At 54.2% G+C, this 23,177-nt stretch carries 24 protein-coding genes; 15 read left to right on the forward strand and 9 right to left on the reverse strand.

The features are described from left to right. The first annotated feature begins 206 nt into the window (after window positions 1-206). From QQ91_RS05215 to QQ91_RS05230, 4 genes are all read left to right on the forward strand, one after another. On the forward strand, window positions 207-899 hold the full coding sequence (locus tag QQ91_RS05215) for an MBL fold metallo-hydrolase (protein WP_166280776.1): 693 nt from the start codon (window positions 207-209) through the stop codon (window positions 897-899). A gap of 62 nt (window positions 900-961) precedes the next feature. Then, window positions 962-1,534 carry a rhodanese-like domain-containing protein gene (locus QQ91_RS05220; protein WP_166280778.1) on the forward strand — a complete coding sequence of 191 codons (573 nt, stop codon included), beginning with the start codon at window positions 962-964 and terminating at the stop codon, window positions 1,532-1,534. A gap of 40 nt (window positions 1,535-1,574) precedes the next feature. After that, the gene (locus QQ91_RS05225) at window positions 1,575-2,432 is read left to right on the forward strand and encodes a sulfite exporter TauE/SafE family protein (RefSeq protein WP_166280780.1); all 858 of its coding nucleotides are present in this window, start codon (window positions 1,575-1,577) and stop codon (window positions 2,430-2,432) included. Between the two features lie 9 nt (window positions 2,433-2,441). Then, the gene (locus QQ91_RS05230) at window positions 2,442-2,960 is read left to right on the forward strand and encodes a methyltransferase family protein (RefSeq protein ID WP_166280782.1); all 519 of its coding nucleotides are present in this window, start codon (window positions 2,442-2,444) and stop codon (window positions 2,958-2,960) included. 161 nt (window positions 2,961-3,121) lie between these two features. Here the strand turns inward: QQ91_RS05230 and QQ91_RS05235 are convergent, their stop codons facing one another. Continuing rightward, the gene (locus QQ91_RS05235; RefSeq protein ID WP_166280784.1) at window positions 3,122-6,871 is read right to left on the reverse strand and encodes a PAS domain S-box protein; all 3,750 of its coding nucleotides are present in this window, start codon (window positions 6,869-6,871) and stop codon (window positions 3,122-3,124) included. Window positions 6,872-7,169: 298 nt separating this feature from the next. Between QQ91_RS05235 and psbA the strand changes: the two genes are divergently transcribed. Beyond that, complete coding sequence (gene psbA, locus QQ91_RS05240; protein ID WP_166280786.1) at window positions 7,170-8,249, forward strand: photosystem II reaction center subunit D1; 1,080 nt, start codon at window positions 7,170-7,172, stop codon at window positions 8,247-8,249. 230 nt (window positions 8,250-8,479) lie between these two features. On the opposite strand, the gene QQ91_RS05245 is transcribed toward psbA, so the two are convergent. Both QQ91_RS05245 and QQ91_RS05250 read right to left on the reverse strand, forming a co-directional pair. Further along, window positions 8,480-9,154, reverse strand: a complete 675-nt coding sequence (locus QQ91_RS05245) for a DsbA family oxidoreductase (protein ID WP_166280788.1) — start codon at window positions 9,152-9,154, stop codon at window positions 8,480-8,482. A gap of 102 nt (window positions 9,155-9,256) precedes the next feature. Beyond that, window positions 9,257-10,093 (reverse strand): acyl-CoA desaturase, encoded by an 837-nt coding sequence (locus QQ91_RS05250; RefSeq protein ID WP_166280790.1) that lies wholly within the window; start codon window positions 10,091-10,093, stop codon window positions 9,257-9,259. Window positions 10,094-10,552: 459 nt separating this feature from the next. Between QQ91_RS05250 and QQ91_RS05255 the strand changes: the two genes are divergently transcribed. Together QQ91_RS05255 and QQ91_RS05260 are read left to right on the forward strand one after the other, a co-directional pair. Then, window positions 10,553-11,194, forward strand: coding sequence for a 4Fe-4S single cluster domain-containing protein (locus QQ91_RS05255; protein WP_236096079.1), 642 nt, complete (start codon window positions 10,553-10,555; stop codon window positions 11,192-11,194). A 10-nt stretch (window positions 11,195-11,204) separates the two neighbouring features. After that, window positions 11,205-11,750 (forward strand): NUDIX hydrolase, encoded by a 546-nt coding sequence (locus QQ91_RS05260; RefSeq protein WP_166280792.1) that lies wholly within the window; start codon window positions 11,205-11,207, stop codon window positions 11,748-11,750. 19 nt (window positions 11,751-11,769) lie between these two features. On the opposite strand, the gene QQ91_RS05265 is transcribed toward QQ91_RS05260, so the two are convergent. Beyond that, window positions 11,770-12,453, reverse strand: a complete 684-nt coding sequence (locus QQ91_RS05265; RefSeq protein WP_166280794.1) for an alternative oxidase — start codon at window positions 12,451-12,453, stop codon at window positions 11,770-11,772. Between the two features lie 292 nt (window positions 12,454-12,745). Between QQ91_RS05265 and QQ91_RS05270 the strand changes: the two genes are divergently transcribed. Both QQ91_RS05270 and QQ91_RS05275 read left to right on the forward strand, forming a co-directional pair. Then, complete coding sequence (locus QQ91_RS05270; RefSeq protein WP_166280796.1) at window positions 12,746-13,096, forward strand: winged helix-turn-helix transcriptional regulator; 351 nt, start codon at window positions 12,746-12,748, stop codon at window positions 13,094-13,096. Window positions 13,097-13,347: 251 nt separating this feature from the next. After that, the gene (locus tag QQ91_RS05275) at window positions 13,348-13,494 is read left to right on the forward strand and encodes a hypothetical protein (protein WP_166280798.1); all 147 of its coding nucleotides are present in this window, start codon (window positions 13,348-13,350) and stop codon (window positions 13,492-13,494) included. Between the two features lie 193 nt (window positions 13,495-13,687). On the opposite strand, the gene QQ91_RS05280 is transcribed toward QQ91_RS05275, so the two are convergent. After that, complete coding sequence (locus QQ91_RS05280) at window positions 13,688-14,551, reverse strand: CPBP family intramembrane glutamic endopeptidase (RefSeq protein ID WP_166280800.1); 864 nt, start codon at window positions 14,549-14,551, stop codon at window positions 13,688-13,690. A 245-nt stretch (window positions 14,552-14,796) separates the two neighbouring features. Here QQ91_RS05280 and QQ91_RS05285 point away from each other — a divergent pair, with 245 nt between their 5' ends. Then, window positions 14,797-15,198: a hypothetical protein gene (locus QQ91_RS05285; RefSeq protein WP_166280802.1), complete on the forward strand. Its 402-nt coding sequence runs from the start codon at window positions 14,797-14,799 to the stop codon at window positions 15,196-15,198. Window positions 15,199-15,391: 193 nt separating this feature from the next. Here the strand turns inward: QQ91_RS05285 and QQ91_RS05290 are convergent, their stop codons facing one another. After that, window positions 15,392-15,598 (reverse strand): metallothionein, encoded by a 207-nt coding sequence (locus tag QQ91_RS05290; protein WP_375340938.1) that lies wholly within the window; start codon window positions 15,596-15,598, stop codon window positions 15,392-15,394. A 134-nt stretch (window positions 15,599-15,732) separates the two neighbouring features. On the opposite strand from QQ91_RS05290, the gene QQ91_RS05295 reads away from it, so the two are divergent. Next, entirely contained in the window at window positions 15,733-15,996 is a 264-nt protein-coding gene (locus QQ91_RS05295; protein WP_166280806.1) for an ArsR/SmtB family transcription factor, read from the forward strand. Between the two features lie 32 nt (window positions 15,997-16,028). Here QQ91_RS05295 and ruvB read toward each other — a convergent pair whose 3' ends face one another. Next, window positions 16,029-17,123, reverse strand: coding sequence for a Holliday junction branch migration DNA helicase RuvB (ruvB, locus tag QQ91_RS05300; protein WP_166280808.1), 1,095 nt, complete (start codon window positions 17,121-17,123; stop codon window positions 16,029-16,031). A 49-nt stretch (window positions 17,124-17,172) separates the two neighbouring features. Here ruvB and QQ91_RS05305 point away from each other — a divergent pair, with 49 nt between their 5' ends. Then, a complete protein-coding gene (locus QQ91_RS05305; protein ID WP_166280810.1) occupies window positions 17,173-17,742 on the forward strand; it encodes a CAP domain-containing protein in 570 nt (189 codons plus the stop codon). Between the two features lie 64 nt (window positions 17,743-17,806). Here the strand turns inward: QQ91_RS05305 and QQ91_RS05310 are convergent, their stop codons facing one another. Continuing rightward, window positions 17,807-19,102 carry a transporter gene (locus QQ91_RS05310; protein WP_250833266.1) on the reverse strand — a complete coding sequence of 432 codons (1,296 nt, stop codon included), beginning with the start codon at window positions 19,100-19,102 and terminating at the stop codon, window positions 17,807-17,809. 277 nt (window positions 19,103-19,379) lie between these two features. On the opposite strand from QQ91_RS05310, the gene QQ91_RS05315 reads away from it, so the two are divergent. The 3 genes from QQ91_RS05315 (at window position 19,380) to QQ91_RS05325 (ending at window position 21,421) form a co-directional block, all read left to right on the forward strand. Further along, window positions 19,380-19,799 carry a BlaI/MecI/CopY family transcriptional regulator gene (locus QQ91_RS05315; protein ID WP_166280812.1) on the forward strand — a complete coding sequence of 140 codons (420 nt, stop codon included), beginning with the start codon at window positions 19,380-19,382 and terminating at the stop codon, window positions 19,797-19,799. Further along, window positions 19,796-20,677, forward strand: a complete 882-nt coding sequence (locus QQ91_RS05320; protein ID WP_166280814.1) for a M56 family metallopeptidase — start codon at window positions 19,796-19,798, stop codon at window positions 20,675-20,677. Before QQ91_RS05315 ends, QQ91_RS05320 begins: the two co-directional genes overlap by 4 nt. A 93-nt stretch (window positions 20,678-20,770) precedes the next feature. Continuing rightward, entirely contained in the window at window positions 20,771-21,421 is a 651-nt protein-coding gene (locus QQ91_RS05325; protein WP_166280816.1) for a response regulator, read from the forward strand. Between the two features lie 23 nt (window positions 21,422-21,444). Here the strand turns inward: QQ91_RS05325 and QQ91_RS05330 are convergent, their stop codons facing one another. Continuing rightward, complete coding sequence (locus tag QQ91_RS05330) at window positions 21,445-23,049, reverse strand: peptide ligase PGM1-related protein (protein ID WP_166280818.1); 1,605 nt, start codon at window positions 23,047-23,049, stop codon at window positions 21,445-21,447. Window positions 23,050-23,177: the final 128 nt, after the last annotated feature.

Raw genomic sequence — 23,177 nt, forward strand, 5'->3', positions numbered from 1 at the left:
TTGGGCCGCGCTTCCCACACAAATCCCCAAGAGTCTTTTAAAAGCCTGCTCAAAGTTCGCCGTAAATTTACAGGTCCGGAACTCTATTGATAAAATCGATGTATCGACATTTAATTATATAGTAATTATAATGGGATTAATAATTCAGCCGCGTCCCCGTTTGGGGTGAGCTGCGGGGCTGAGAGATTTGTTTTGGGAGAAAGCCCATGTTATTTCGCCAATTGTTCGATCCTGAAACCTCAACCTATAGCTACCTCATGGCTGATGAGGGCACGCGAGAGGCGGTGCTGGTGGATTCGGTGGCAGACCAAGTCCCTCGCGACTGGAAACTGCTTCAGGAGTTGAGGCTAACGCTTAAATACTGTCTGGAAACTCATGTTCATGCCGACCATATTACCGGGGCTGGGCAACTGCGAGAGCTGTCTGGCTGCGAGACCCTGGTTCCCGAGCAGGCTCAGGTTAGCTGTGCCACTCGAACCCTGAAAGATGGCGAAACTCTGCGGTTGGCCAACCTGACGATTCAGGCGATCGCCACGCCGGGTCACACCGACAGTCACCTCAGCTATCTGGTCAACGGCGATCGCTTGCTGACGGGGGACTCGCTCCTGATTCGGGGGTGCGGTCGTACCGACTTTCAGAGCGGTGATGCCGGGTTAATGTACGACCATGTGGTGGGGCGATTGTTTTCCTTGCCAGACCAGACGCGGGTTTATCCGGGCCATGACTATCGAGGACACACGGTTTCGACGATTGGTGAAGAGCGCCAATTTAATCCGCGCTTCCAGGGAAAAACCCGGCAAGACTTTATTGAATTCATGGCGACTTTGAACCTGCCCAGCCCGAAAAAGATGGCCATCGCGGTTCCCGCCAATCAGGAATGCGGCCAGGTTTCCGCCTAGCGTCTAGACCCGACTTTAAAGAACAGGCTTTCTTTACTTTTGACATGATTGATCCAACCCCAATGTCCAAACCTCCCTCGGCGGCCGCAATGGCCATGAATGCTCAGACCCTCAAGCAGCACCTCAATCACCCTCACACCCTCCTCATTGATGTCCGGGAAGCGGTTGAATTTTCCGGTGAACACATTCCAGGCGCTGTTTCCATGCCGCTTTCCAGCTTCACTCCCCAGGCGCTTCCCCTGCCGGGCGATCGCCAAATTGTCTTCTACTGTCGGACCGGCAACCGGTCTGCCCAGGCGTTGACTCAATGCCATCAGGCTGGATATTCCCAGTTCAAACATCTCCACGGGGGGCTAGAAGCCTGGAAGGCGGAGGGGTTTCCCACAGTTCGAAATCCAGAGGCCCCGATGAGTTTGATTCGCCAGGTCCAAATTGTGGCCGGGAGTTTAATTTTGGCCGGGGTGATCTTAGGTAGCTGGCTATCCCCCACCTTCTATGTCCTGAGCGGACTGGTGGGCGCAGGGCTCTTGTTTGCCGGACTCACAGATACCTGCGCCCTAGGGATGCTGCTGGCAAAGCTACCCTATAATCAGCCCCGTCCCTCTCGCCCAATCTCTCGCTCAATATCGCTCTAAACTGGGCTTATGCCCTATCGTCCATGGGGGATTCAACGTCATGATCTGGTGGATTGGTCACTTTCTTGCGGCCGGAATTGGAGTCAGCCTGGGGCTGATTGGAGGAGGGGGATCCGTTCTGGCCCTGCCCATCTTAGTGTATGTGCTAGGTGTGCCCACCAAGGCCGCCATCCCCATGACCTTGATCATTGTGGGAACCGTGAGTGTGCTGGGGCTCATTCCCCATTGGCGATCGGGGAATGTCAACTTTAAGGCCGCCACCGTGTTTGGCCTGGCAACCATGGTGGGTGCTTACGCCGGGGCCAGGTTAGCGGTTTGGGTCCCTGGAACCGTCCAGCTGCTGCTGTTTGGACTCCTCATGTTTCTAGCCGCGCTGTTTATGATTCGCAAGGGCCGACGGCGACCTCCACCGGAGGACGCATTAGCCTATTATCCCAAACCAATTTGCCGCTGGTGCTGGCTTTGGCTGCCCACGGAAGGACTGGGAGTGGGGCTGATGACGGGATTGGTGGGGGTGGGGGGTGGCTTTGCCATCGTTCCGGCCCTGGTGCTGCTGGCAAAGGTGCCGATTAAAGAAGCCATTGGCACCTCACTCCTGGTCATTGCCCTCAACTCCGTCACGGGATTTATGGGTTACCTGGGCCAGGTGGATATCAACTACCCCCTGATGATTTCCATGACCCTGGCTGCGAGCTTAGGCACCTTGCCGGGGGCGTATTTATCCCGCTACGTCTCGGCCCAACAGCTGCAGAAAGGATTTGGCTATTTCCTGCTGGCGATGGCGGCCTTTGTGTTGTTTCAGAATCGACCTCAACCCACGAAGGCGGCTCACCCCCCGAGTCATGGCCCTTTGGCCTCCTCCGGTAAGTCTGTGCCGTTTCATCATTACAGCTCCTGATCAAACATCATGAAACCACCCTGGCAAAACTTCAAGCGTGAGGCTCTTTTCTCAGCAGTTCTGAGGCAGGGCGGGCTTTGGGTGCTGGGGCAGGGCCTGCTCATTTTGTTATTTGTGACCCTGCCTACGAAACCCCTGCCCCTTCCCCATGATTTCTGGCCAGTCCAGGGGCGGCTGCACTGGCTTGCCAGCCTGGGTTGTGCCCTCACAGCCCTGATCTTTTTGGGGAGAGGCCTCCTGGATCTGGGCTCCAATCTCACCCCCTTTCCCTACCCCCGATCCGAAGGAACCCTGGTGCAAACCGGTATCTACAGACTCATTCGGCATCCCCTGTATTCGGGCTTGATCCTGCTAGAACTTGCCTGGTGCCTCTTTACCCTCAGCTGGACCCATGCCCTCGCCGCCCTAGCCTTGGGAAGTTTCTTAGACCAAAAGGCCAACCAGGAAGAAGAATGGCTTCAGGAACAGTATGGTGAGTATGCTCAATATCAAGAACGAGTTAAAAAGCTCATTCCCTTTGTGTATTAAAGACACCTTTGTGTATTGAAGACCTATAGACCGGACATGGATTCGACATGGATTGGACACGAGGGTAAACGCGAGGATAAAAAAGACCCGGTAGATTCCCAGGGCTTAGGCCGAATGATGCCGGGGGATGTCATTGCCGTTGCGGGTGTCTCAAGAAAATTTTAGCTCTCTGCCTGATGGAGGCGAGAGACTTCAGGTTCTCCCAGGGTGAAATAGAAGGTTGCGCCTTGATTGGGCTGGCTTTCTGCCCAGATTCTGCCGCCATGGCGCAGGATAATGCGTTGGGCAATGGCCAGTCCGATGCCAGTGCCTTCAAAGTCCCGTTGATCGTGTAGCCGCTGAAAGGATCCAAAGAGCTTGTTGGCATATTCCATTTGGAAACCCACGCCATTATCCTTGAAAAAAATTGTGCCCTGGGGCAGAGCGCCAATTTCAACCCGAGGCTGGGGCTGGGTGCGGCTAAACTTGACTGCATTGTCCATCAGGTTGGTCACTACCTGTTGCAGCAACGTGGTGTCCCCCTGCACGATGGGTAAGTCGCCTACAACAAATTCCACCGCTGCAGAGTCCCCTAATTCGCTCTGCAGCAGTGCCATGGCTTCTTGCACGAGATCACGGAGAGGGACCGAGCGCTGGACCATCGGCTTGCGTCCCAGACGGGAGAGGGTCAGAAGGCCCTCAATCAGCAAGGACATTTTTTTGCTGCTGTTCTCGATGACCTGTAAATAGTGCAGCACCTTGGCATCGGGCGGAACGCTCTGGCTCTGGAGGTGTTGCCGGAGGGCGTTGACAAATCCATTGACATGACGCAGTGGTGCCCGCAAATCGTGGGAGACAGAATAGGAGAAAGTTTCCAGTTCCCGATTCGTGGCTTCGAGCAACAGCGCCTGCTTGGCTAGGGCCTGGCGAGATCGCACCAGTTCCGTCACATCTCGGGAGGATCCAATCAGGGCGTACACTTCACCATTGGAACGCTTCAGCGGGATTTTATAGGTGTCGAAATGTAGTTGTTCCTGGGAGATCGACAGGAATTCCTGGAGATGCAGGGTTGTTCCAGATTCAAAGACTTGGCGATTTTGCGCGGCAAAGTAGGCTGCATTTTCCGCAGAAAAACACTCAAAAATGTTCTTCCCCTCGACTTTTTGGCGATCGCCTTGGGAGGTGGTGCGGGCCAGATGATCGTTACAAAAGACAATTCTCATCTCCTCGCGCTCGATCACGTAGATAGAGTCTGGCAAGGCATTGATAAAGGTCAACAGTTCAGCCGTTCGCTGCTCCACCATGGCCTCCAAGTTCCGGTTTTGCTGTTCCAGGGCTTCATTCAGCTGCAGAATTTCCTGATCGGCCCGCTTGCGATCGGTAATTTCGGTCAAGTAAATGGTTAATCCATCCTCAGAGGGATAGATGCGATTTGCAAACCAGCGGCCCCAGGGCTCATAGTATTCCTCCAGGGAAAGGACCCGTTGCTCCTCCATGGCCCGATAATACTGCCGATAGAACGGTTGATCGATTCCCTCCGGAAACTCTGTCCAGATATGTTTGCCCACCAACGCCTCGGCAGATCGGCCCAACAGGTCTGCGGCTTTTTCATTGACGTAGGTGTAGCGCCACTGGTTATCCAGGGCAATGATGCCATCGTTAACCCGCTCAAATACGCTTTGGAGTAAATCTCGGGTTTTGTCCGCCTCCTTTCGAGCCGAAAGCGCCTCAGACAGTAATCTCTCCCGTTCAAGTTCAGCTTCTTTGCGGTCGGTAACATCGCGCATGAAGCAATAATGACCGTCGTATTTTCCCTGGCTGTCTAGAGATTTAACCAGAAGCAGACGTTGATAGAACCGGGACCCATCCTGACGAAGGCCTTGAAGATCCTGTTCGGCTCGCCCCTGTGCCAACATTTTTTGGACGCTTTCCTGGGCGATCCCGTGGTCCGCTGCCGCAATGGTCTCGGTCCAGTGCATCCCGAGCAATTGCTCCGGCGCATAGCCCAGGATCTGTGCATATCCCTCCCGCACCAGGGTGAAATGACCCGAGGCATCAAGTTTAGAGACACCGGGCATGGCGTTTTCCACCGCAATGCCAAGCTGAAGGATTTTTTCTTCGCTTTGTTTTTGATCGGTGATGTCCTCCGCTACGCCGCAGATTCGATAGTGTTGACCTTTCTCATTAAAGATCGGGAAACTATGGTCTGATATCCAGCGAATTGAGCCGTCAGGACGGACAACCCGATAAATGGTCTGGGTTTTTTCTCCTTTTTTCTGTCGATCCAGGGATTCGAACACCTGTGGATGGTCATCTGGATGGATTGCCTCCAGGAATGACTGAGGCTGATGGTATAGACTCTGACAGCTGCGTCCCCAAATTTTTTCGTAGGCAGGACTGACGTATAGAACCTGGGAATGGCTACTCTCCGATAAATAAAACACTTCGTGGATATTGTCGGTGAGCTGCCGAAATTTTTCCTCACTTTGCCTCAGATTGGATTCCGCTTCGATGCGATCGCTGATGTCCTGAGCAAAGGACAGCATCGATTGCAAATGACCGGCTTGGTCGAAGATGACGGAGGAGTTCCATTCACAGGTAATCACCCGTCCATCTTTTCGATAATTTCGATTCTGAATTCTGCAATTTTTTAACCGTCCTTCCCTGAGGGCTGAGATTTGGCAGGCGACGGCGTCATAATCCTCCTCATGCACAAATTGCCAGACAGACAGAGACATCGACTGAATTTCTGCTTCTGTCCAGCCGAATATCTTCTCTGCCTGTTTAGACCACCGGGTAATTTTGCGATCTTTATCCCATTCAATAATTGCTAAGAGGGAATTTTCGAAATGACTATCCAACGCCGCCAACGAGTTGCTCAGTTGTTGCTCCACCTGCTTGCGATCGCTGATGTCAGTATGGGTGCCAAGCATCCGTAGCGGTTCGCCGTCCTCGCTCCATTCAATAATTTTTCCCAGGGATAAAATCCATTTCCAGTCCTGGCTACAGGTTCGTTGCCGAAACTCCACTCGATATTCTGGAATATCTCCAGCAACGTAGGCTCGAAAAATTTGGAGCACCCGATCCTTGTCCTCTGGGTGCAAGCGATCAATCCACCTGGCGTTGGTTTCAACAAAGGTGTCCGGATCGTAGCCCAGCATGGTGGCATATTCAGGGCTGACCAGGGCTTCTCCCGTTTTGATATTGAGGTCATAAATGCCTTGATTGGCGGCCTTAAGGGCCAGTCTGAGCCGCGCTTCACTCGCCTTAAGCGCCGCCTCGGCCTGTTTTCGGCTGCTGATGTCGGTCACAAACCCTTCCAAACAGATCAACTCCCCCCTCTCGTCATAGATGCCGCGCCCCCGTTCCCAGACCCACTTGAGATCCCCGGATTTCGTAATAATGCGATATTCGCACTCGTAGGGCGCTTTCGCCCCCAAGGCTTGCTGAATAATCTCCCAAATGGGATGGGCATCCTCGGGATGGACTTCCTGACCACAGGAGATGGTGCGATCAACCAGATATTCCTCCGGACGGTAGCCCGAGATCTCAAAAACGCCTGAGCTGATGAACTCAGGCGTATAGTTTGGGTCGTTGGCCACGCGGTACATATAACCTGGAAGGTTGCTCATCAAGGTCGCGAAGCGACGCTCACTTTCTGTCACAGCCTCCTCAGACCTCTGGGATGCTTCTGTTTCCTTGACCCTGTCCGCCCCGCCATCGCGCGGTCCTTGCCCGTCCGCACCAGGGGGCAGAAAGGAGTGGAACCTCTGGCGAACAGGCCTTTGCCAGGGAATCATTCCTCCCAGGACTATTCCCCCGATCAAGAAGAGAATATTGGGGAGTAAACCAGCGATCGCGGAACTCTGGCCAAGGTTATGGAGGCACTGGCTCCAATCATTCCCCATATTCAGATCCATAACGCTAATCATGACCGTGCCTTACATCCTGCTGCAACTGATTCATTCCCCTCTATTCACCTGCCCCTCCCTTGAAGTCTGTCCCCAAGTTTAAGGATAGTGGCCGAATTCTTCAATCAAATCTGGCAGATCTGGGGATTGCTCCCTGGGGCTGCGAAGGCCCAGGGGGCAGCGGCCCCTCAATAGAGATGTCGCAGCCTGAGACCAGGCGGCTATTCACCCCCCAAAAAAGATACTTGACTTTTGTATAACTATACAGTTATAAAATGATTTATTCATTGATTCCTCACATATTAAGGATGACTCAGTCATGATATCTACCTACCTACAGCGCGATCGCGTTTCTCCTTGGGAGAGATTCTGTCGCTGGATTACCAGTACCGACAATCGGCTTTATATTGGGTGGTTTGGGACCTTGATGATTCCCACCCTGCTTGTGGCGACCCTTGTCTTTATTCTTGCCTTTGTGGCGGCCCCGCCCGTTGACATTGACGGAATTCGCGAACCCGTTTCGGGTTCGTTGATGTACGGCAATAACCTCATTTCAGCAACGGTTGTTCCCACCTCTGCTGCGGTGGGGTTGCATCTCTACCCCCTCTGGGAAGCTGCATCCCTGGATGAATGGCTGTATAACGGTGGTCCCTGGCAAATGATTGTCTTTCATTTTCTGATTGGCATTTATGCTTACCTGGGACGGCAGTGGGAACTTAGCTATCGGCTGGGAATGCGTCCCTGGATTGCGGTGGCCTTTTCTGCGCCGGTGTCCGCGGCAACAGCGGTTTTGCTCATTTATCCCATTGGGCAAGGCAGTTTCTCCGATGGCCTGATGCTGGGCATTTCTGGAACCTTTAATTTCATGCTGGTGTTTTCCCCAGAACACAATCCCCTCATGCATCCCTTCCATATGCTCGGAGTGGCGGGTGTCTTTGGCGGCGCACTGTTCTCGGCCATGCATGGGTCCTTGGTCACCTCAAGCCTGATTCGCGAAACCACCGAGGTTGAATCCACGAACGCCGGTTATAAATTTGGTCAAGAGGAAGAAACCTACAACATTGTTGCGGCCCACGGCTATTTTGGTCGGCTCATTTTCCAGTACGCAAGTTTTAACAACAGCCGCAGCCTGCACTTTCTTCTGGCGGCCTGGCCCGTGGTCGGGATTTGGTTTGCTTCCCTAGGGATTAGCACCATGTCCTTCAATCTCAACGGATTCAATTTCAATCATTCCGTCCTGGATCACAATGGCAACGTCATTCCCACCTGGGCAGATGTTTTGAACCGTGCCAACCTGGGAATTGAAGTCATGCATGAGCGCAATGCACATAATTTTCCCCTGGATCTGGCGGCTGACACCAGCCAGCCGGTGGCTCTGGTTGCCCCTCACATCGGTTAGCAACACCTGAACGCATCAAAAATTTCCTCTCTTCTTGTTGATGGGGCGCTTGTGATCAAGCGCCCTTTTTCTGGGCAGGGGCAAGATTGCTAGAGTTCAATCTGCGCAGGAATTCCACGGATTCCAATGCCCACCAGACCTATGGGAAGACGACGGCAATGATCCCCCTGTTCCAGGCCCGGAGCAAGGGTGCCAGACTCCGGTGTATTGCGATCGCTACTCAGGCGTCCCTAACACCAAGAGGCTTCTCCCGATGGGCTGTTGAGCAACTCGCGAATGTTCGCTTCAATCACACGATACCCAACGTTGCCATTCAGGCGTTGCCGACCTTCGTTAAAGATGAGGGTTGGACTGACCGTTACCGCATGGGCCTTGACTAAATCTAGATCTTGAGAGAGCCTCGCGTAGGCGGTACCACTCTCGATCTTCTCTTGGATCTGGGCAATGGGGAGGTTCAATTCCTCGGCAATCTCCAGCTGAACGCTACGATGAGAGATGTCCCGTAGCTGGCAAAAGAAGGCTTCTCGACAGGCCTTTATGACTTTTTCCAGCAGGACGATGGATCCTGGGGATTGCTCTTGCTCCACAAGCTCGATGGCCTTTAAAAACACGTGGCTGGACAGGGAGGAGGTGGGAACGGTTTGAGTCCAAACTCCAGGATTTACATTGATATGATTAAATTTTTGACTGACCTTTTGGATGTGCTGACCATAGGCCGCCAGGCCGCCTCGATCCTGCCATCCCTTTTCCAGCTTTTCGCGGGCACTCCCAAATACTGAGACGAAGTGATATTGAACCGCCACCTGGGTAGAAAAGTTTCTTTGGAGCTCATCCAGGCGAATTTGAGCAATATAGGCCCAAATGCAGAGAATATCTGAGAAGCAAAAGATTTTAATGGGGGCCATAATAGCTCGATATGTCTTGCCAAATGTTCATCGATGTTCCACCATCGCCAGCTGGGAGAGAAGCGTGCCTGCAGCCGGGGTCAAGCACCCCGGTTAGCTTAATTAAGCCTGCGGCGGCAGGATGACTTTGCGGGCTAACCCCAGGGTTTTCAGGACCCAAATGGCCCACCAGGTGGGGTCATATTCCCACCATTTCCATCCGGCCTTAGCAACGTGGGGATAGGCATGGTGATTATTATGCCACCCTTCTCCGTAGGTTAATATGGCAGCCCACCAAAGATTTCTGGAATTATCGCGGGTTTGAAAGGAACGATAGCCCCACAGATGAGTGACGGAATTGATAAACCAGGTACTATGCCAGAGAAGCACCGCTCTGACAAACACGCCCCAGATCACGAAGGACCAGCCGCCCAGGAGGTAGAGCAAAAGACCGAGGGGAAGTTGCAGCAGCAGAAAGTAACGATTGAGAATTCTATAAAAGGGGTCGCGGGCTAAGTCAGGGGCGAATGGTTTGTACTGTTCATAATTGAAGAACTCGGCCTGGGGATAGAAGATCCAGAGCATATGGCTCCACCAAAATCCTCGACTGGCGGCATAGGGATCTTTATCTTGGTCTTCGGTGTAGGCATGGTGTAAACGGTGCCCTGCGACCCAAAAGATGGGGCCACCCTGCAGCGCCAGGGCCCCTATCATGGCGATCGCGTATTCCAGAGGTTTGGACACCTGCAAGCTTCTGTGGCTCAAGAGGCGGTGGTACCCCAGACAGATACCAATACTCCCCAACAGCCAATGCAGCAGTAAGGTCACCCCGACGGCAGACCAGGAAAAGTAAAGGGGAGCCAGCAGGGCCAGCAGATGAACGCTGCCGAAAAAAATCACGGCAATCCAGCTAAGCGGTGGGGTTTGCTGCGAACGGGCATGGGTTGAATGAACGGTCATGTATTTCTGGGTAATCGTTGTGCGCCTTCGGAAATCAAGGGCCTGATCGCCAATCGCTGCCTTTACTGCGCCCGTTAGGGCAGAGACCCGGTCTGGATTGATCTAACAAGGCCTCACTGGTCTTATGGATAACGCATTGCGGGTAATGCACATCCAGGGTTGCCTCCTGAGTGTGCCCAACCTTCCGTTGACTATAGCAGTTTATAACTAATTAGCTATTTATTTGTAAATTTTTTCGAAGCCTTGACTTGAATCCTTAAAATGCGATTTATACTCATTAACCTAGGTGTGATTTCTTGGAATTTTGTCTATAACTGCTAGGTGGTTATGCAAGGGTTGGGCGTGATTAACCCGATCAAGCTGCTCGCACCAATCTAGATCAAGCGAGGAGGCTTGCTCCGCCTTGGTCTGTCCCCTAGCCCTGGTTCCTAGCCAAACCTTTTTAGCAATGAGGTCATCATGATGCGGTCTCCCCAAGCGTTTACCTCCCCTGATCTCTCCGATGAAAGACCGATGCTCAATCTGATGGGATATGTCGATTGCTCGGAGGTGAACGGTCCTGGTCGGCGGGCAGTGGTGTGGCTCCAGGGATGTGTCCGAGCCTGTCCCGGCTGCTTTAACCCTGCCTCCTGGTCCACGGCTCCGAATCAGATCCTCTCTGTTGAGGAACTGGTGGCCCGAATCTTAGGAGATCCCCTGAATCAGGGCGTCACCTTTTCGGGGGGAGAGCCCTTTTTACAGGCCCTTGCCCTCACGCAGGTGGCCAAGCGGGTAAAGGCCCAGGGATTAAACGTAATGTCGTTTACCGGATTCACCCTGGATCAGTTGAAGGGGCCCCAGGCCCCTCCCGGTAGTGAGTCTTTACTGGCGCAGCTCGATCTTCTGGTGGATGGTCCCTATGTGGAGTCCTTGGCGATTCACTCGCCCACCTCTCTGGTTTCTTCCCGGAATCAGCAGGTGCATCGTCTCAATCCACGGCTCTCGCTGTCTCTGGATTGGGCGAGTGATCAGGTGGAGGTACATATTCTGAAGGATGGGCAGCGAATTATCACCGGGTATCGAGGCGAAGTTCTGCATAAAATCGGTGCGAGCTCCCTTTGAAGAAACAAGCATGACGGCATCCTCGGACTGGTCCTGCCAGCAGGGGTTCTTTGAACTCGAAACGCCCTGGCTCAAGCTCTTGGGTGAACAGTGGCGCGATGAGACTGGGGCAACCTTGAACTATTGGCGCATTGAAAAGGCTGATTCTGTGATAGTCATTCCTCTGTATGACCATCACCTTCTGCTGCCCCCGCCCCAATATCGACCTGGGATTGGGGCGGCCACCTGGGATTTTCCGGGGGGGCGACTTCCCTCCGGCCAACCCCCTGCGGCGATCGCCCCGGTGATTTTGCAACGAGAACTGGGGCTGGCGACCGAATCCATCGGCACGATTCAGCCGATCAATGATTCCGGTTGGGTGGTCAATAGCTCCTTTTCCAACCAGCGGGTTTTCGCCATGGAGGCGCTGATCCAGGACTCCACCGATCTCAAAAACCTCAACATCGGTCAAAAAATCCCCGCCACCCAAGCGGGGGTCGGGGACTTGCTCAAACTGTTGATTTGTTTACAATGTCGCGCGGTGCTGCTGGAATGGTGGTTTCTGCGCCACTGCTGACCGGCGTGTGGATTCCCGCCTATGGGGAGGCCAAGGAGGGGTCGAGTCCGGGCTCCAGGTCGGCGGTATGGGGACTTTTGAAGGTGTTCTGAGCGCTGGGCTGCTGACAGGCCACCATGGTTTTTACATGCTCCATTTCGTCATCGCGGATGGCCACAAAAACATCGTAAAGATTGTTAATCTCGGGACGTCGCTGGGTGGGCACCTGTCCAGTTTGAAACTCATCAAACATGTAGAGGTCTCCGTCCCGGTAATAGTGAACGGCAACCTCTGGGGCGGCTTGAGACTGGAGAAATTCTGCCTGAGAGTTGAGGAAGCCATCGTAGCTATGATAAGCGTGCTTTTCGACTTCTTCCATGAAATGATAGGCCGCTTTAGGATGGAAAAGGTAAAGAATTGCAATGATCCAATAGTAAAGCAGGGCTGTGTGACGAGCCAGGAACCGATCGATCCAATGGCGATCGCCCCCCAACGCTTCCATGATCAGCAGATGGTGCAGCTCATTCCAGGATTCCGCGAAATGCACCTTGAGCCAGTCGGCCTTGCGCCACCAGCCAATGGTTTCGTAGAGATGCAGCACCGACAAATAGGAAAAATAAGGCACCCGCGCCACGGTTTCGAGCACGTAAAAGCGGGGATAGGGGCGATCGCGGTACACCCGATTAATGACAAACACTAACAGACCGACGAGTAATCGAATCATGGGGTAGGTTCTCCCAAAACGGAATAGCTAGGCTCAACCCAGAGGTTTTCTGGGGGCTGGCCTCTCCTTTTCTATCCTGCTGATCCCCGATTCCTTTTCAAGGAACTTTCCTGGACCCTCCCTACTATCCCTGAGGGAAAAAATAGGGTTTCCTCCGGTAAAAACTTGGGCGAAGTCTGGCACCGGGAGAATCGTGAAAAAAAAGTTAAGATCCCGGTTCTGTGTGCAAAATTCCCCCAGTGGCGGTGGGCATTGGGAATAATAGAGGACGTTTGGTGCAACCCAGGGGTTTATGTTGAGTACAAGTGACTGTCTGCAAGGGGCGTGTCCCATTAGCCATGTGCTGGATCTCATTGATGGCAAATGGTCGATTCTGCTGTTGCGAGAACTGTTTTGTGGCGATCGCCGCACCCATGAGTTAAGCAAAGCCCTAACCGGAATTAGCAGCAAGACGCTTTCCCACGAACTGAAGCGTTTGGAGAAATACGGCTTACTGGATCGCCGCGTCTATGCCGAGGTGCCGCCCCGCGTGGAATACAGTCTGACGCCGAAGGGACGAGAGATTCAGCCGGTTTTGAGGGCCCTCTACGAGGTGGGGCGGCAATGGTTGGACCAGGACAGCTGCGATTGTCCGATGTGCTAGGGAAGTTTGACCGACTGGCAAGCGTGGCGGGAGGATCTCAAAGTGGCATCCAGATCGAAGGGGCTCAAGGTAAACCGAGACGAGAGTGAGTAGGCCGGAAGCATTCCTACACCGCCGTCAGTCCCATGCCCCAAGTGCATGCCAACCCCTTGGAGGCCTTGAATAGTGCGCTACGGCGTCGAGCTACGGCATATCGCAGACAGCAGAACCACTATGCCAAACACCGAGCGGGGTAACAGCGAGGGTTGAATGTGCAGCGATTACTTCATAACTGGGTGCGTCCGCACTGGAGTCTGGGAAAACAGACCACCCTAGCCATGGCGATGGGATTTGTTGAACGCCCCATCACGATTGCGAAAATCTTGATCTGGAGAGGCTTGAGTACCTTTACTCCTTAACTAGACAGTGCCACTTCCAGGGTAAGGGAAGAGTAAGGAGGGGAGGTCGTATTAGAATCAGGTACATACAAGTCAACCAGATCTACCCTCACTTATCGTCACTGCTCCAACTAACGCTAGATCAAGCGTTTTATAGAACGAAATGGGTGTTGCAAGGGGGGGGAGAAGGAAGGGCGATCGCCAATCGCTGAGGTTAGTCCGACCAATTGCTTGAGTTCCTCCCCAGGGAGTGGGTGGGCAAAAAAATCTCCGTCACAGCCCCTGCCTTCCTGAACATGGATTTTCGATTGAACCAGATCACTAGCCCAGCAACGGCCACAAATAGAACCGTATCGTAGGGTTCTGCGTCCGGCCAAAGCGGATTGATGCACTGAAAATGGAATAAGGCCGGTAGCAGAATGCTTCCGCCTGAGGCGTTCAGAAGGGGAGTGACGATGACGCTGAGGGCAATGGTGCCCACAAAAAACGGAGTGAAGGACCAGTGACTTTGCTGAGTTCCACTCAGCAGGAATGCCGGTAGATGCCAAATTCCCCAAATCCCGCCCACAATTAAGCCAGCCCAGATCGGCATAAATCGGCGTTGGAGCAGTGGCAAGAGCAGCCCCCGCCAACCCAATTCCTCAATTGGACCTTTAATCGCCGCTAGAAGCAGAGCCGCAAGCAGCGACGGAACGGAGTCAAAGGGCAGGGGTTCAGTAAAAAGCGTTCCTTTTAAGGCAGATCCACCGCCAAAAATGATCGGCATTCCGATGAGCAAGAAGGCATACCATGCCAGGGAGCAGCGCCAGAGCAGGCAACGAGTGATATAGGCCTGCAAGCCACCTAAGCCACCACTAGACAAAACAATGAGGCAAGCCGCGATCGCCGGTGCCCACACGGATAGATAAAAGAGGGGATGCTGACCGGTCAGTTGGCCAAAAATTGAGACCATGGGTGCAGGCAGCAGAATAAATAATCCCAAAATCCCCCAGGCCAGGCCAAAGGTTATCAGCAGAAATGGCACAAGGGCGATAAAGGGCACCTGAAGGGGGGTGGCACTTGAGGATTCACTGTTCATCACCTTCTCCGTGCAAAGCAGATTCTTTAAACTATCATTGCCGTATTGAGGGGCGGGTATAGGTTGCAAAGGACTAAGCCTTGCTCTTAATGATGCCAGGAACCGTTGATCGCCCTGCGAAGATGGTGCAACGTTCAGGAAAAGCACGAGCAATGTGCTGAGACTGAACGCCCCATGGGTTGCGTAGGCAATTTGCGATAATAAAGGTGTGAGCCATCATCTCCGTGCTGACGGAAGGGGGTTCTATGAAACTCTGCGGGAGTCTTTTAAGTGTTTTAACGGCGGGTCTACTCTGGGCCATCCCCGCCTCCGCCGAAACCCTGATTTCCGATAGTGGCAAAACGCAGATTTTTGACTATCAGTTTAGCCACTATCCAGGGGATGTCCTTGAATACCATACTGAAGTGCGCGGCGAATCGTATCATGGCTTGATTCAAGTCACGCAAGTAGGGAATGGCTTTGTCTCTGGATGGTTTAGCGATCGCAGCCAACGGGGGGATACCGGCTGCACCGGCAATGTCCACATCCGCTTTACTGGAAACAATCGCTATACCTCCATCTGGGATGTGGGCGGAAGCTATAGTCCTTACCTCACCTGTCCCGATTCTGGATCATCCTTCAGCTTGGGAATGACTGCCTACCCATAACGCTTTAGAATCCCTGGCATCAGATCGCGTCCTGCGAAAGCGGAGGGGCTGGGCACAGGCGACTCCACCCCCCACCAGGCCACTGCTGCGATCTGCCTGCCTGAGATTCACCCAGGATCGCTTTTCCAAGCGTTGATGCGCCTGTGAGTCGTTTTGCCACAACATCCTCCCAGGCAGACCGCCTTCCCTGGGGTTAGCTGTGACAATGACAGCCCGCATGTCCACAGCCCGAACCCCCGTCATGACCGCTGGCGCAGGCCTCGCTGCAAAAATATTGACCGCTTTTCTGTACCGCAGAACTCACGTCCACAACACATAAACAGGACTCGCAGGCACATTTCATTTGACTTACAGTTGCCATGGGAACCTCCATCGACTTAACATTTGAACACTTGTTCATGTATTAACATAGCACAAGCCGCCTGGCTCCAGGTCAAGAAACTCTAAAAATTTAGACTCCCCATGACTTCCCCTGCCTCCGACCGATCCCTGCCGAACCAGACCTAGCTGCTGAGTCCCGAGAAGGCAGAGCGGATGGCCCAGTTTTTTGGCGTTCTTGGCGATGCTAACCGCTGGCGCATTTTGTCGGCCCTGGCAGTCCAAGATCTGCGGGTGAGCGAGTTGGCCGATCTCGTGGGCATGAGCGACTCGGCAGTCTCTCATCAGCTCCGAGTCCTCAAGGGCCAGCACCTGGTGCGCTACCGGCGCGAGGGGCGCTATCGGGTCTACACCCTCAAAGATCACCACATTCTCACTCTCTATCGCGAGGTCTCAGAGCACTTGGACGAGGATCTTTGAAGGATCGCGGCCGAAGCCCCAACAAGATCGCCTCAGAGCATCCGCATTTGCTCGTTCGGAGGCGAATAGCCCAAATGCTTCCAGGCTGCCGGGGTGGCCACCCGACCGCGCGGGGTGCGATTCAGATAGCCAATTTGTAGCAGATAGGGTTCATAGACCTCCTCGATGGTTTGGGAATCCTCCCCTGTGGCGGCCGCTAGGGTGTCCAGGCCCACCGGTCCCCCCTGGTAATGTTCAATCATGACCGTCAACAGCCGTCGATCGGTCCAGTCTAGCCCACAGGGGTCCACATTAAATAGCTCCAGGGCCTCCACTGCGATCGCTGGGGTCACAGATCCCGAGGCCCGCACCTGGGCAAAATCGCGCACCCGCTTCAACAGCCGGTTGGCAATTCGAGGTGTTCCCCGCGATCGCCGGGCAATCTCCAGCGCCGCCTCCGCCTGCAGCGCCACCTCAAAAATGCCCGCGGTGCGTCGGACAATCTGGCTCAGTTCCTCCGCTTCGTAAAAGCGCAACCGCTGCACAAAGCCAAAGCGATCGCGCAGGGGGGATGAGAGGGCCCCCACCCGCGTCGTCGCACCCACCAGGGTAAAGGGCTTCAGATCCAGGCTGCGCGTGCGGGCACTTTGCCCCTTACCCAGGGTGATATCGAGGCGAAAATCTTCCATGGCCGGATACAGCAGCTCCTCACTCATGCGCGAAAGCCGATGAATCTCATCAATAAATAAGATATCTCCGGGTTGAAGATTGACCAGCAGCCCCACAATATCGCGGGGACGCTCCAGGGCTGGGGCACTGGTCACCTTACAGTTCACCCCCATCTCCGCCGCTAAAATCAGCGAAATGGTGGTCTTTCCTAATCCCGGTGGACCGTACAGCAGCAGGTGATCCAAGGGTTCAGCGCGGGACTTGGCCGCTTCAATGGCAATGTGCAGCACCTCCTTGAGATCGCGCTGGCCCACATAGTCGCTGAGCCGCTGGGGCCGAATTTTGTCTTCGCTTTGGGGTCGACGTTCCTCTTCATCGGCCTCGGGCTGGAGCAACTTCGGGTCAGGGGGCTGCGGCTGTACCGTATTTTTCTCTGGCGCAGGGTCAAAATGACCGGACTTGGAAGAAACAATTGCCATGCAGTAGAGTCTTAGGCTGAAGTGTTCTCTATGGTAAGAGGATTTGGTGATGGGGGGGAAAATAATCGGGGGTCTGGCCATCGCCGCCATGACCACCGGAGTTTTTGCCGGGAATGGATCTAATGCCCAAACCCTGGACAATACTTGGATCACTCGCGTGCGGATGCGATTGGCCAATTCCTGGACCGCGGCTTTGCCTCAGCGGCGATCGCGATCTCAAATGCAGGCCTACAGCCTGAAGCTGGTGAATCGAGACCGCAAGAACTACCGGCGATCGCGCCTTATGGCCGATCCGCTCTTAACTCAAGTTGCCCAGCGCCATGCCGAGGATATGGCAACCCGTAATTTTTTTGGTCATGTCAATCCCTGGGGACAAACCCCCAGCGATCGCATCAAGGCCGCAGGTGGATCAGGCGGCGTGGCGGAAAACCTGGCCTACCAGATGTCCGGGAGCGGCATCCATCCCTCCTATCCCCTGGCGGAAACCTTTCAGGACGGATGGATGCGCAGTGCCGGACATCGCGCTAATCTGCTGAATCCGACCTACCATCGGTTTGGGTATGGCATTGCCACCTCACGCGATGGGACCAAGGTCTTTGCGGTGCAGCTCTTTCGCTAACAGCCCAGGTCAGCGAGAGCCAGAAGACATATGATTTAAACCCCTTGCGTCAGAATGGGTAATCCTAGAACGCATATTGAACCCCAGCGGTCACGTGCCAATCCGTTTCAAGCTGGGGTCCATCCAGGGATTGAAAAATTGGCAATCCAAATTCGAGGCCTAAGCGCCCGCCTTTCAAGGCCCCTCGCGGCGCAAATAGATTGAGGCCAAGATTTAAATCTATGCGGCTTCCGCCACGACGGCTTGGATCGGCGGTAGGGATGACCAAGGGGTTGAGCCGAGGATCAGCTCCAGCAATGTCCCCCCAATCTCGCCCCTGTAGGCGTAGGGAGGTGCTAATCCAGTCATTCCAGCGTCGTGCGCCCCAGATCGTCCCATTAATTTCGTTGCCGAGCCGGTAATCGTTATCATTCTTTCCCAGACGGAGCGTACCCAGCATCTGCACTCCCCAGGACCAGTCTTGGGTTTGTCCCAGATAGGTGACGCCAGGGCGCAGATCAACGGTGCCTGAGCCAATTTGCATGGGATAGGGCAAAACCTGGTTTGGGCCAGCAGGGGTGTCATCGCGTTGATTAATGGACCCTGTGGGAAAGCTCGTGCCAAAGTTCAGATGAACCCGATGCCGGTCTCGATCCAGAATTTTATAAAGGCCGCTGAGACTGACATCTCCAAGTCCAGAACTGTTTGTGGTGAAGGAAGTACCCATGCGAGTTTGATGCTTCATTTCCTTGGTGATGAAGGGTACCATCCCCATCAAGGTCAGCTCATGGGTGGGTGCATACATTATCCCAAACATATGCATGTCCATAGTCATGTGAACCGGGGCAACCGGGAACTGTTGAAGGACATCAGCTAGGGTCAGGTTCGTCGTTCCGGTTAGATTTCCTCCCATCCCCATGGACATATATCGGTAGGAAACCATGAATTCGCCTGCCTGGTGTGTGTGATCGCCCATAACACCCATGGGAGCGTGGCCATCGGGCCGACCAGCGGTCCAGCGCAGCTGATCTAAACGCCCCTCTTCCGAGACAACCGCATCGGCCATCAGACTGGGGACAGGAGCAAGGGCGGGTTCCTCCCCAGACCGAACCTCTGGGGTTGTCCGGACTGGCGAGATGTCTGTCTGCTCTAGCAAAGGCTCCGCTGTGGGCAGGGCAAAATGATCCCTCCCCGAGAGAGGTTGATCGTGCCCGAGAGTCTCTAACGCTAGAGGTTCCCCTGCGTTCCCTGGGGTGGGAAAGTCCTCTGCGTTCCCTGGGGCGGGAAACAACAGTGGGAGATCCCAAAATCCTCCGCTGATAAGCACCATCCCCTTTAAAAATACGGAGGACCAATTCCCCCGAGTACGCTTTTGATTCACTGAGAGCTATCCTCATGTCCACTAAAGACCTCAATATCAAAGGCCGATGCATCAAGTCAAAAGACGGACTGTCAAACCACCGCAGGCCAAACCGCCGCAGGTCCAATCACCGTAAGGGAGACATCCTTTGTCTGTGGGTTGCCGGCGGATCTATAAGGCAAGGGCTCAAGACCCCAGAGAGAATACCTGCCCCCATCCCAAAGAATCCCAGAGGCTGCGATCGCAAGCGCGGACCTCTTTTCCTTGATACAGTAGGGCTTAGGTTTATTGCGTTGGTATGGCTCCCTTTCCAAACCATTCCCCAACCTCACTATCTTTAGGGCCTCTAGAGTCTGAGATTCTTGGAATTCTCTGGCATTTAGAGGCGGGGACCGTGCGGGAAATTCATGAACTGATTTTGGCCGATCCCGATCGCGAGTTGGCCTACCCATCGGTAACCACCGTTTTAAACCGGCTGGCAAAGAAAGGCTGGGTTCAATGCGATCGCCAGGCGCAGGCGTTTATTTGGCGACCGCTGATCTCAGAACACGAAGCCCAGGTGCTGCAAGCCCAACAGCATCTCAAAGATTTTTTAAAGGTCAGTCATCCAGATATTGTCGCGACCTTTATCGAGAGTCTGGACGAGGCCAGCTTGGCGCAGCTAGACGCCATTTCCGCCCAGATCAAGGCAGCAAGGGAGGCTAAACAAGACCCATGATTCATTCAGCCTTCTTGCTTAGTATGGTTGGGGTGGCTTGGGGACTGCGCCACTGTCGCCTAAGCCGCTTATTGGGTTCCGGGGGAAAAGATCAACGCAAGTCCCTCACCATTTCTCAACGGTGGCTATATGCTCTCCTGGCGCTGACCGTTCCTCCCTTAACACTTCTGATGAGCGTGGTGTCTATTCTGATCATGGGGCCTTGGGAACAGGGAATCCCTGCTTGGGAAGGCTGGCTTACCTATGGACTGTGCTGGTTGATCCTCCTCTATGGGGGAGCCTTGGGGATTGATCTTCTCTGGTACAACCACCTCATCCTGCGTCAAATTCGCACCTGGCCTCAGAGGACGGTGCAAGGACAATCCTGCCGAATTCTGGAGACCCCCCGGCGATTTAGTGGACTCTTTGGACTTTGGCACTCAGAATTGGTCCTGAGCCAGGGCCTATTGGATCAGCTTCAGCCTGCCCAGGTGGCCGCGGTTTTAGCGCACGAAAAGGCCCATCTGTTCTATTCAGATATTGGCTGGTTCGCGTTGATCCACTGGCTGAGTCGGATGTTTGGCTTTCTCCCCTTCACGGAAACTCTCTGGAAAGAACTGCTGTTGCTCCGAGAGCTGAGAGCAGATCATTGGGCCGCTCAGCGCACTGACCCCTTTGTCCTGGCGGAATCTTTAGTTCAGGTTGCTCGATACCCTTTGCTGTATCGATCAGACTTGTGTGCCACCCTCGGCAGCGAAGTACCTCCCTCCCGACTGCAAGAACGCGTCCAGGCCCTGCTGAATCCCCACGTGGCTCAGGTGAAAGCTTCAAGGGTTTGGCTAATCTTAGGCAGTATATTCGCCTGTGGACCGTTGCTTCTCATTCCGTTCCACCGTTAACTTCTGAAAATGCGTGATTTCTCGGAAATACAAATTGATATACCCAAAGAAAAATAGGGAACGATCAAGGTAAGTTCCCCAGTTTTCCAATCTATGTGTGCCCCCTCCCTGTGTCTGGGAGTCTTCGATCGAAGACTCTCTTATTCTTGGCTGTTTGCTTCGATCTGGTGGATCCAGCGGCTTCGTCGCGGGACGGCGATCGCCTGGCGCATCACCACAACGAGCCTGGGACAGGGGTGGTCTAAGCTGGCTTGGGGATGGGGGCAAGCCCATAGCGTCACCCCTGGAGATGAGGATCGCCAGAGCCACGCATCCCCCGCTGCCGTCGTGGGATATTTCGGGGCGGTGCAGCGAATTTTAATCATTGACGATGCTCCCGATAATCGGGCTGTACTGCGTTACCTTTTAGAATCTTTGGGATTTCAGGTTATTGAAGCGGAAAATGGCGAACAAGGACTATCCCAGGCTCAAACCCAGCCCAATTTAGTCATTACCGATTTAGACATGCCCGTGCTGGACGGCTACGGCTTTTTGGCCGCCCTGCGCGCTCAACCGGCCCTGCGATCCCTAACGGTCATTGTTTGCTCTGCGGCCCTTTCCGCTGGAGAGCGCCAAAAAATCCTGGCGGCAGGAGCCAATGATCTGCTGCCCAAGCCTGTGTCAGAGTCGGATCTGCTGCACATTCTCAGGCAGTACCTTCCCATCCGCTGGCGCTATGCTTCGGATTCCGAAGAGTCAAGATAACCCATCTGCGCGCCGCCACGGACCTAATCCCCCGAATGATGCCAAACAATGGGGGCAATGGGGTGAGTATGGAATGAACCGTCGGAATAGGGGCCTGTGGTTTCCGCATCTAGAACCTGGATCACGCGCTGATGTACCCGCTGTGCCTCCTCCGGTGAGTTCCCAATACTGGTCATACCCAGCTTGCCAAACTCCGAAAGACATCCCATGAGATGAAACACCGTGCCAGTTTCACTGCCGGTATCAAAATGCAAGCCATGGTGGGCAATGATATCCATCAAATCCGTCGGCATCAATCCCCGATAGGAATCCCGCTGTAGATTATCGGTTGCCAGATAGTACTTGGCCGCCCCCTGCTTGCCCAGAAAGAGACCCGATTCAGCAATATAATCCCCGTTGGTGAGGAGTTTAAGGGTCATAAATGGATGGGTGGTTCCGCCTTTGCGCAGATTGATTTCAATGGCGTCTAAGGTCCAGTGAACTTCCCCGGAGGGGAGAGGATGGGCCACCGCCACAAAATCCACACCGTAGCGCTCCAAGACGCCCAGCTTGCCTAAATATTCTCCAATGCGCTGGCCGTAATCGTGGAGCATTAATCGATAGGCCACATCGGCGGGAAAATGACAGCCCAGATAAATCTGTCCGCTGGGTCCCCCCAGAATCTGATCGTGGGTGGACAAAATTTCCACGCTGCCATCGGGATTGATCTGCCCCTGTACGCTGGGCGATCGCTTGGTCTCTCCTTCAATGAAGGCCTCCACAATGACGCCTAATTCTTGAATCTGCGCTTGAAAGCTCTCCCAGGTTTCGGTAGGCGACTCAAAGGCCATATGGGGAAGGCGATCGCGGATATAGCCCTGCCGCTGATCGAGGGCCCACTGGCGGCTTTGATCCAGGGGCAACAGGCTCAAAATGGCGTTGCCCTCTCCCGAAAACCCTTCATTGAGCTTCACCACCAGCCGCTTCAGGTCGGGGTTCCGATGCCAAAGCCGAGCGGCCTCTAGCACCAGGTCCTCCTGATTGGCCAGCAGCAAGCTGCCATCGGGATGGGGAATCGCGCAGTCCCGGAAAACCTGACGGCTACCGCTTTTAGTGCCCCACTGCAGCAGGGTGGGGTCAGCCGCAAACAGAGGAATATTCAGCCGCACCGAGAGTTCTTGCTCCAGGGCGGTGGAATTGAAGCAGACCATATAGGCACAGTCAGGACGCAGGGCCGTTTTAATCCGCTCAATCAGCCGGGGACGCTCCAGGATTTTCTGGCTCAGGGGCTTGAGGGACAAATCGTAAATGGGCAGCAGCAGCAGGCGATCGCGGGCATGGGAGAAGGGAATCCCCGGCAATAGCTGCAAATAGTAATCAATGACGATGGACGGTAGGGGCTGAGAGGTCACAAAAATCAGTCGCGCCCGCGGATTGCGTAACCGGATCAGGGAGAATAGCATCCGCTCTTCGTAGTGCAAAAAGCCCTCAATTTTCTGAAGTTCCTGCTGATCCAGACTAAAGGAGGGCACCACTAAAATATCCGTATTGCCATAGCGAGCGTCACGGATAGTGGCCCAGCGATCGCGCAGCTGAGCCTGTAGACGGCGGAAATTATGGGCCAGATCAGGGGATAACTCAGGGGACATCTCACTCGGGGGCATAGGGCGGGTGCAAGCACAGGGGCCAAGGCAACAGCAGGTGCAGGGACGTTCTCGATACCCTGTCTGTTCACGATAAATCTTAACCGGGGTGACGGGTCTATTTCTCCCTTTAG

The organism is Lyngbya confervoides BDU141951, from assembly GCF_000817775.3.
Lineage (GTDB): Bacteria > Cyanobacteriota > Cyanobacteriia > Thermosynechococcales > Thermosynechococcaceae > Lyngbya > Lyngbya confervoides.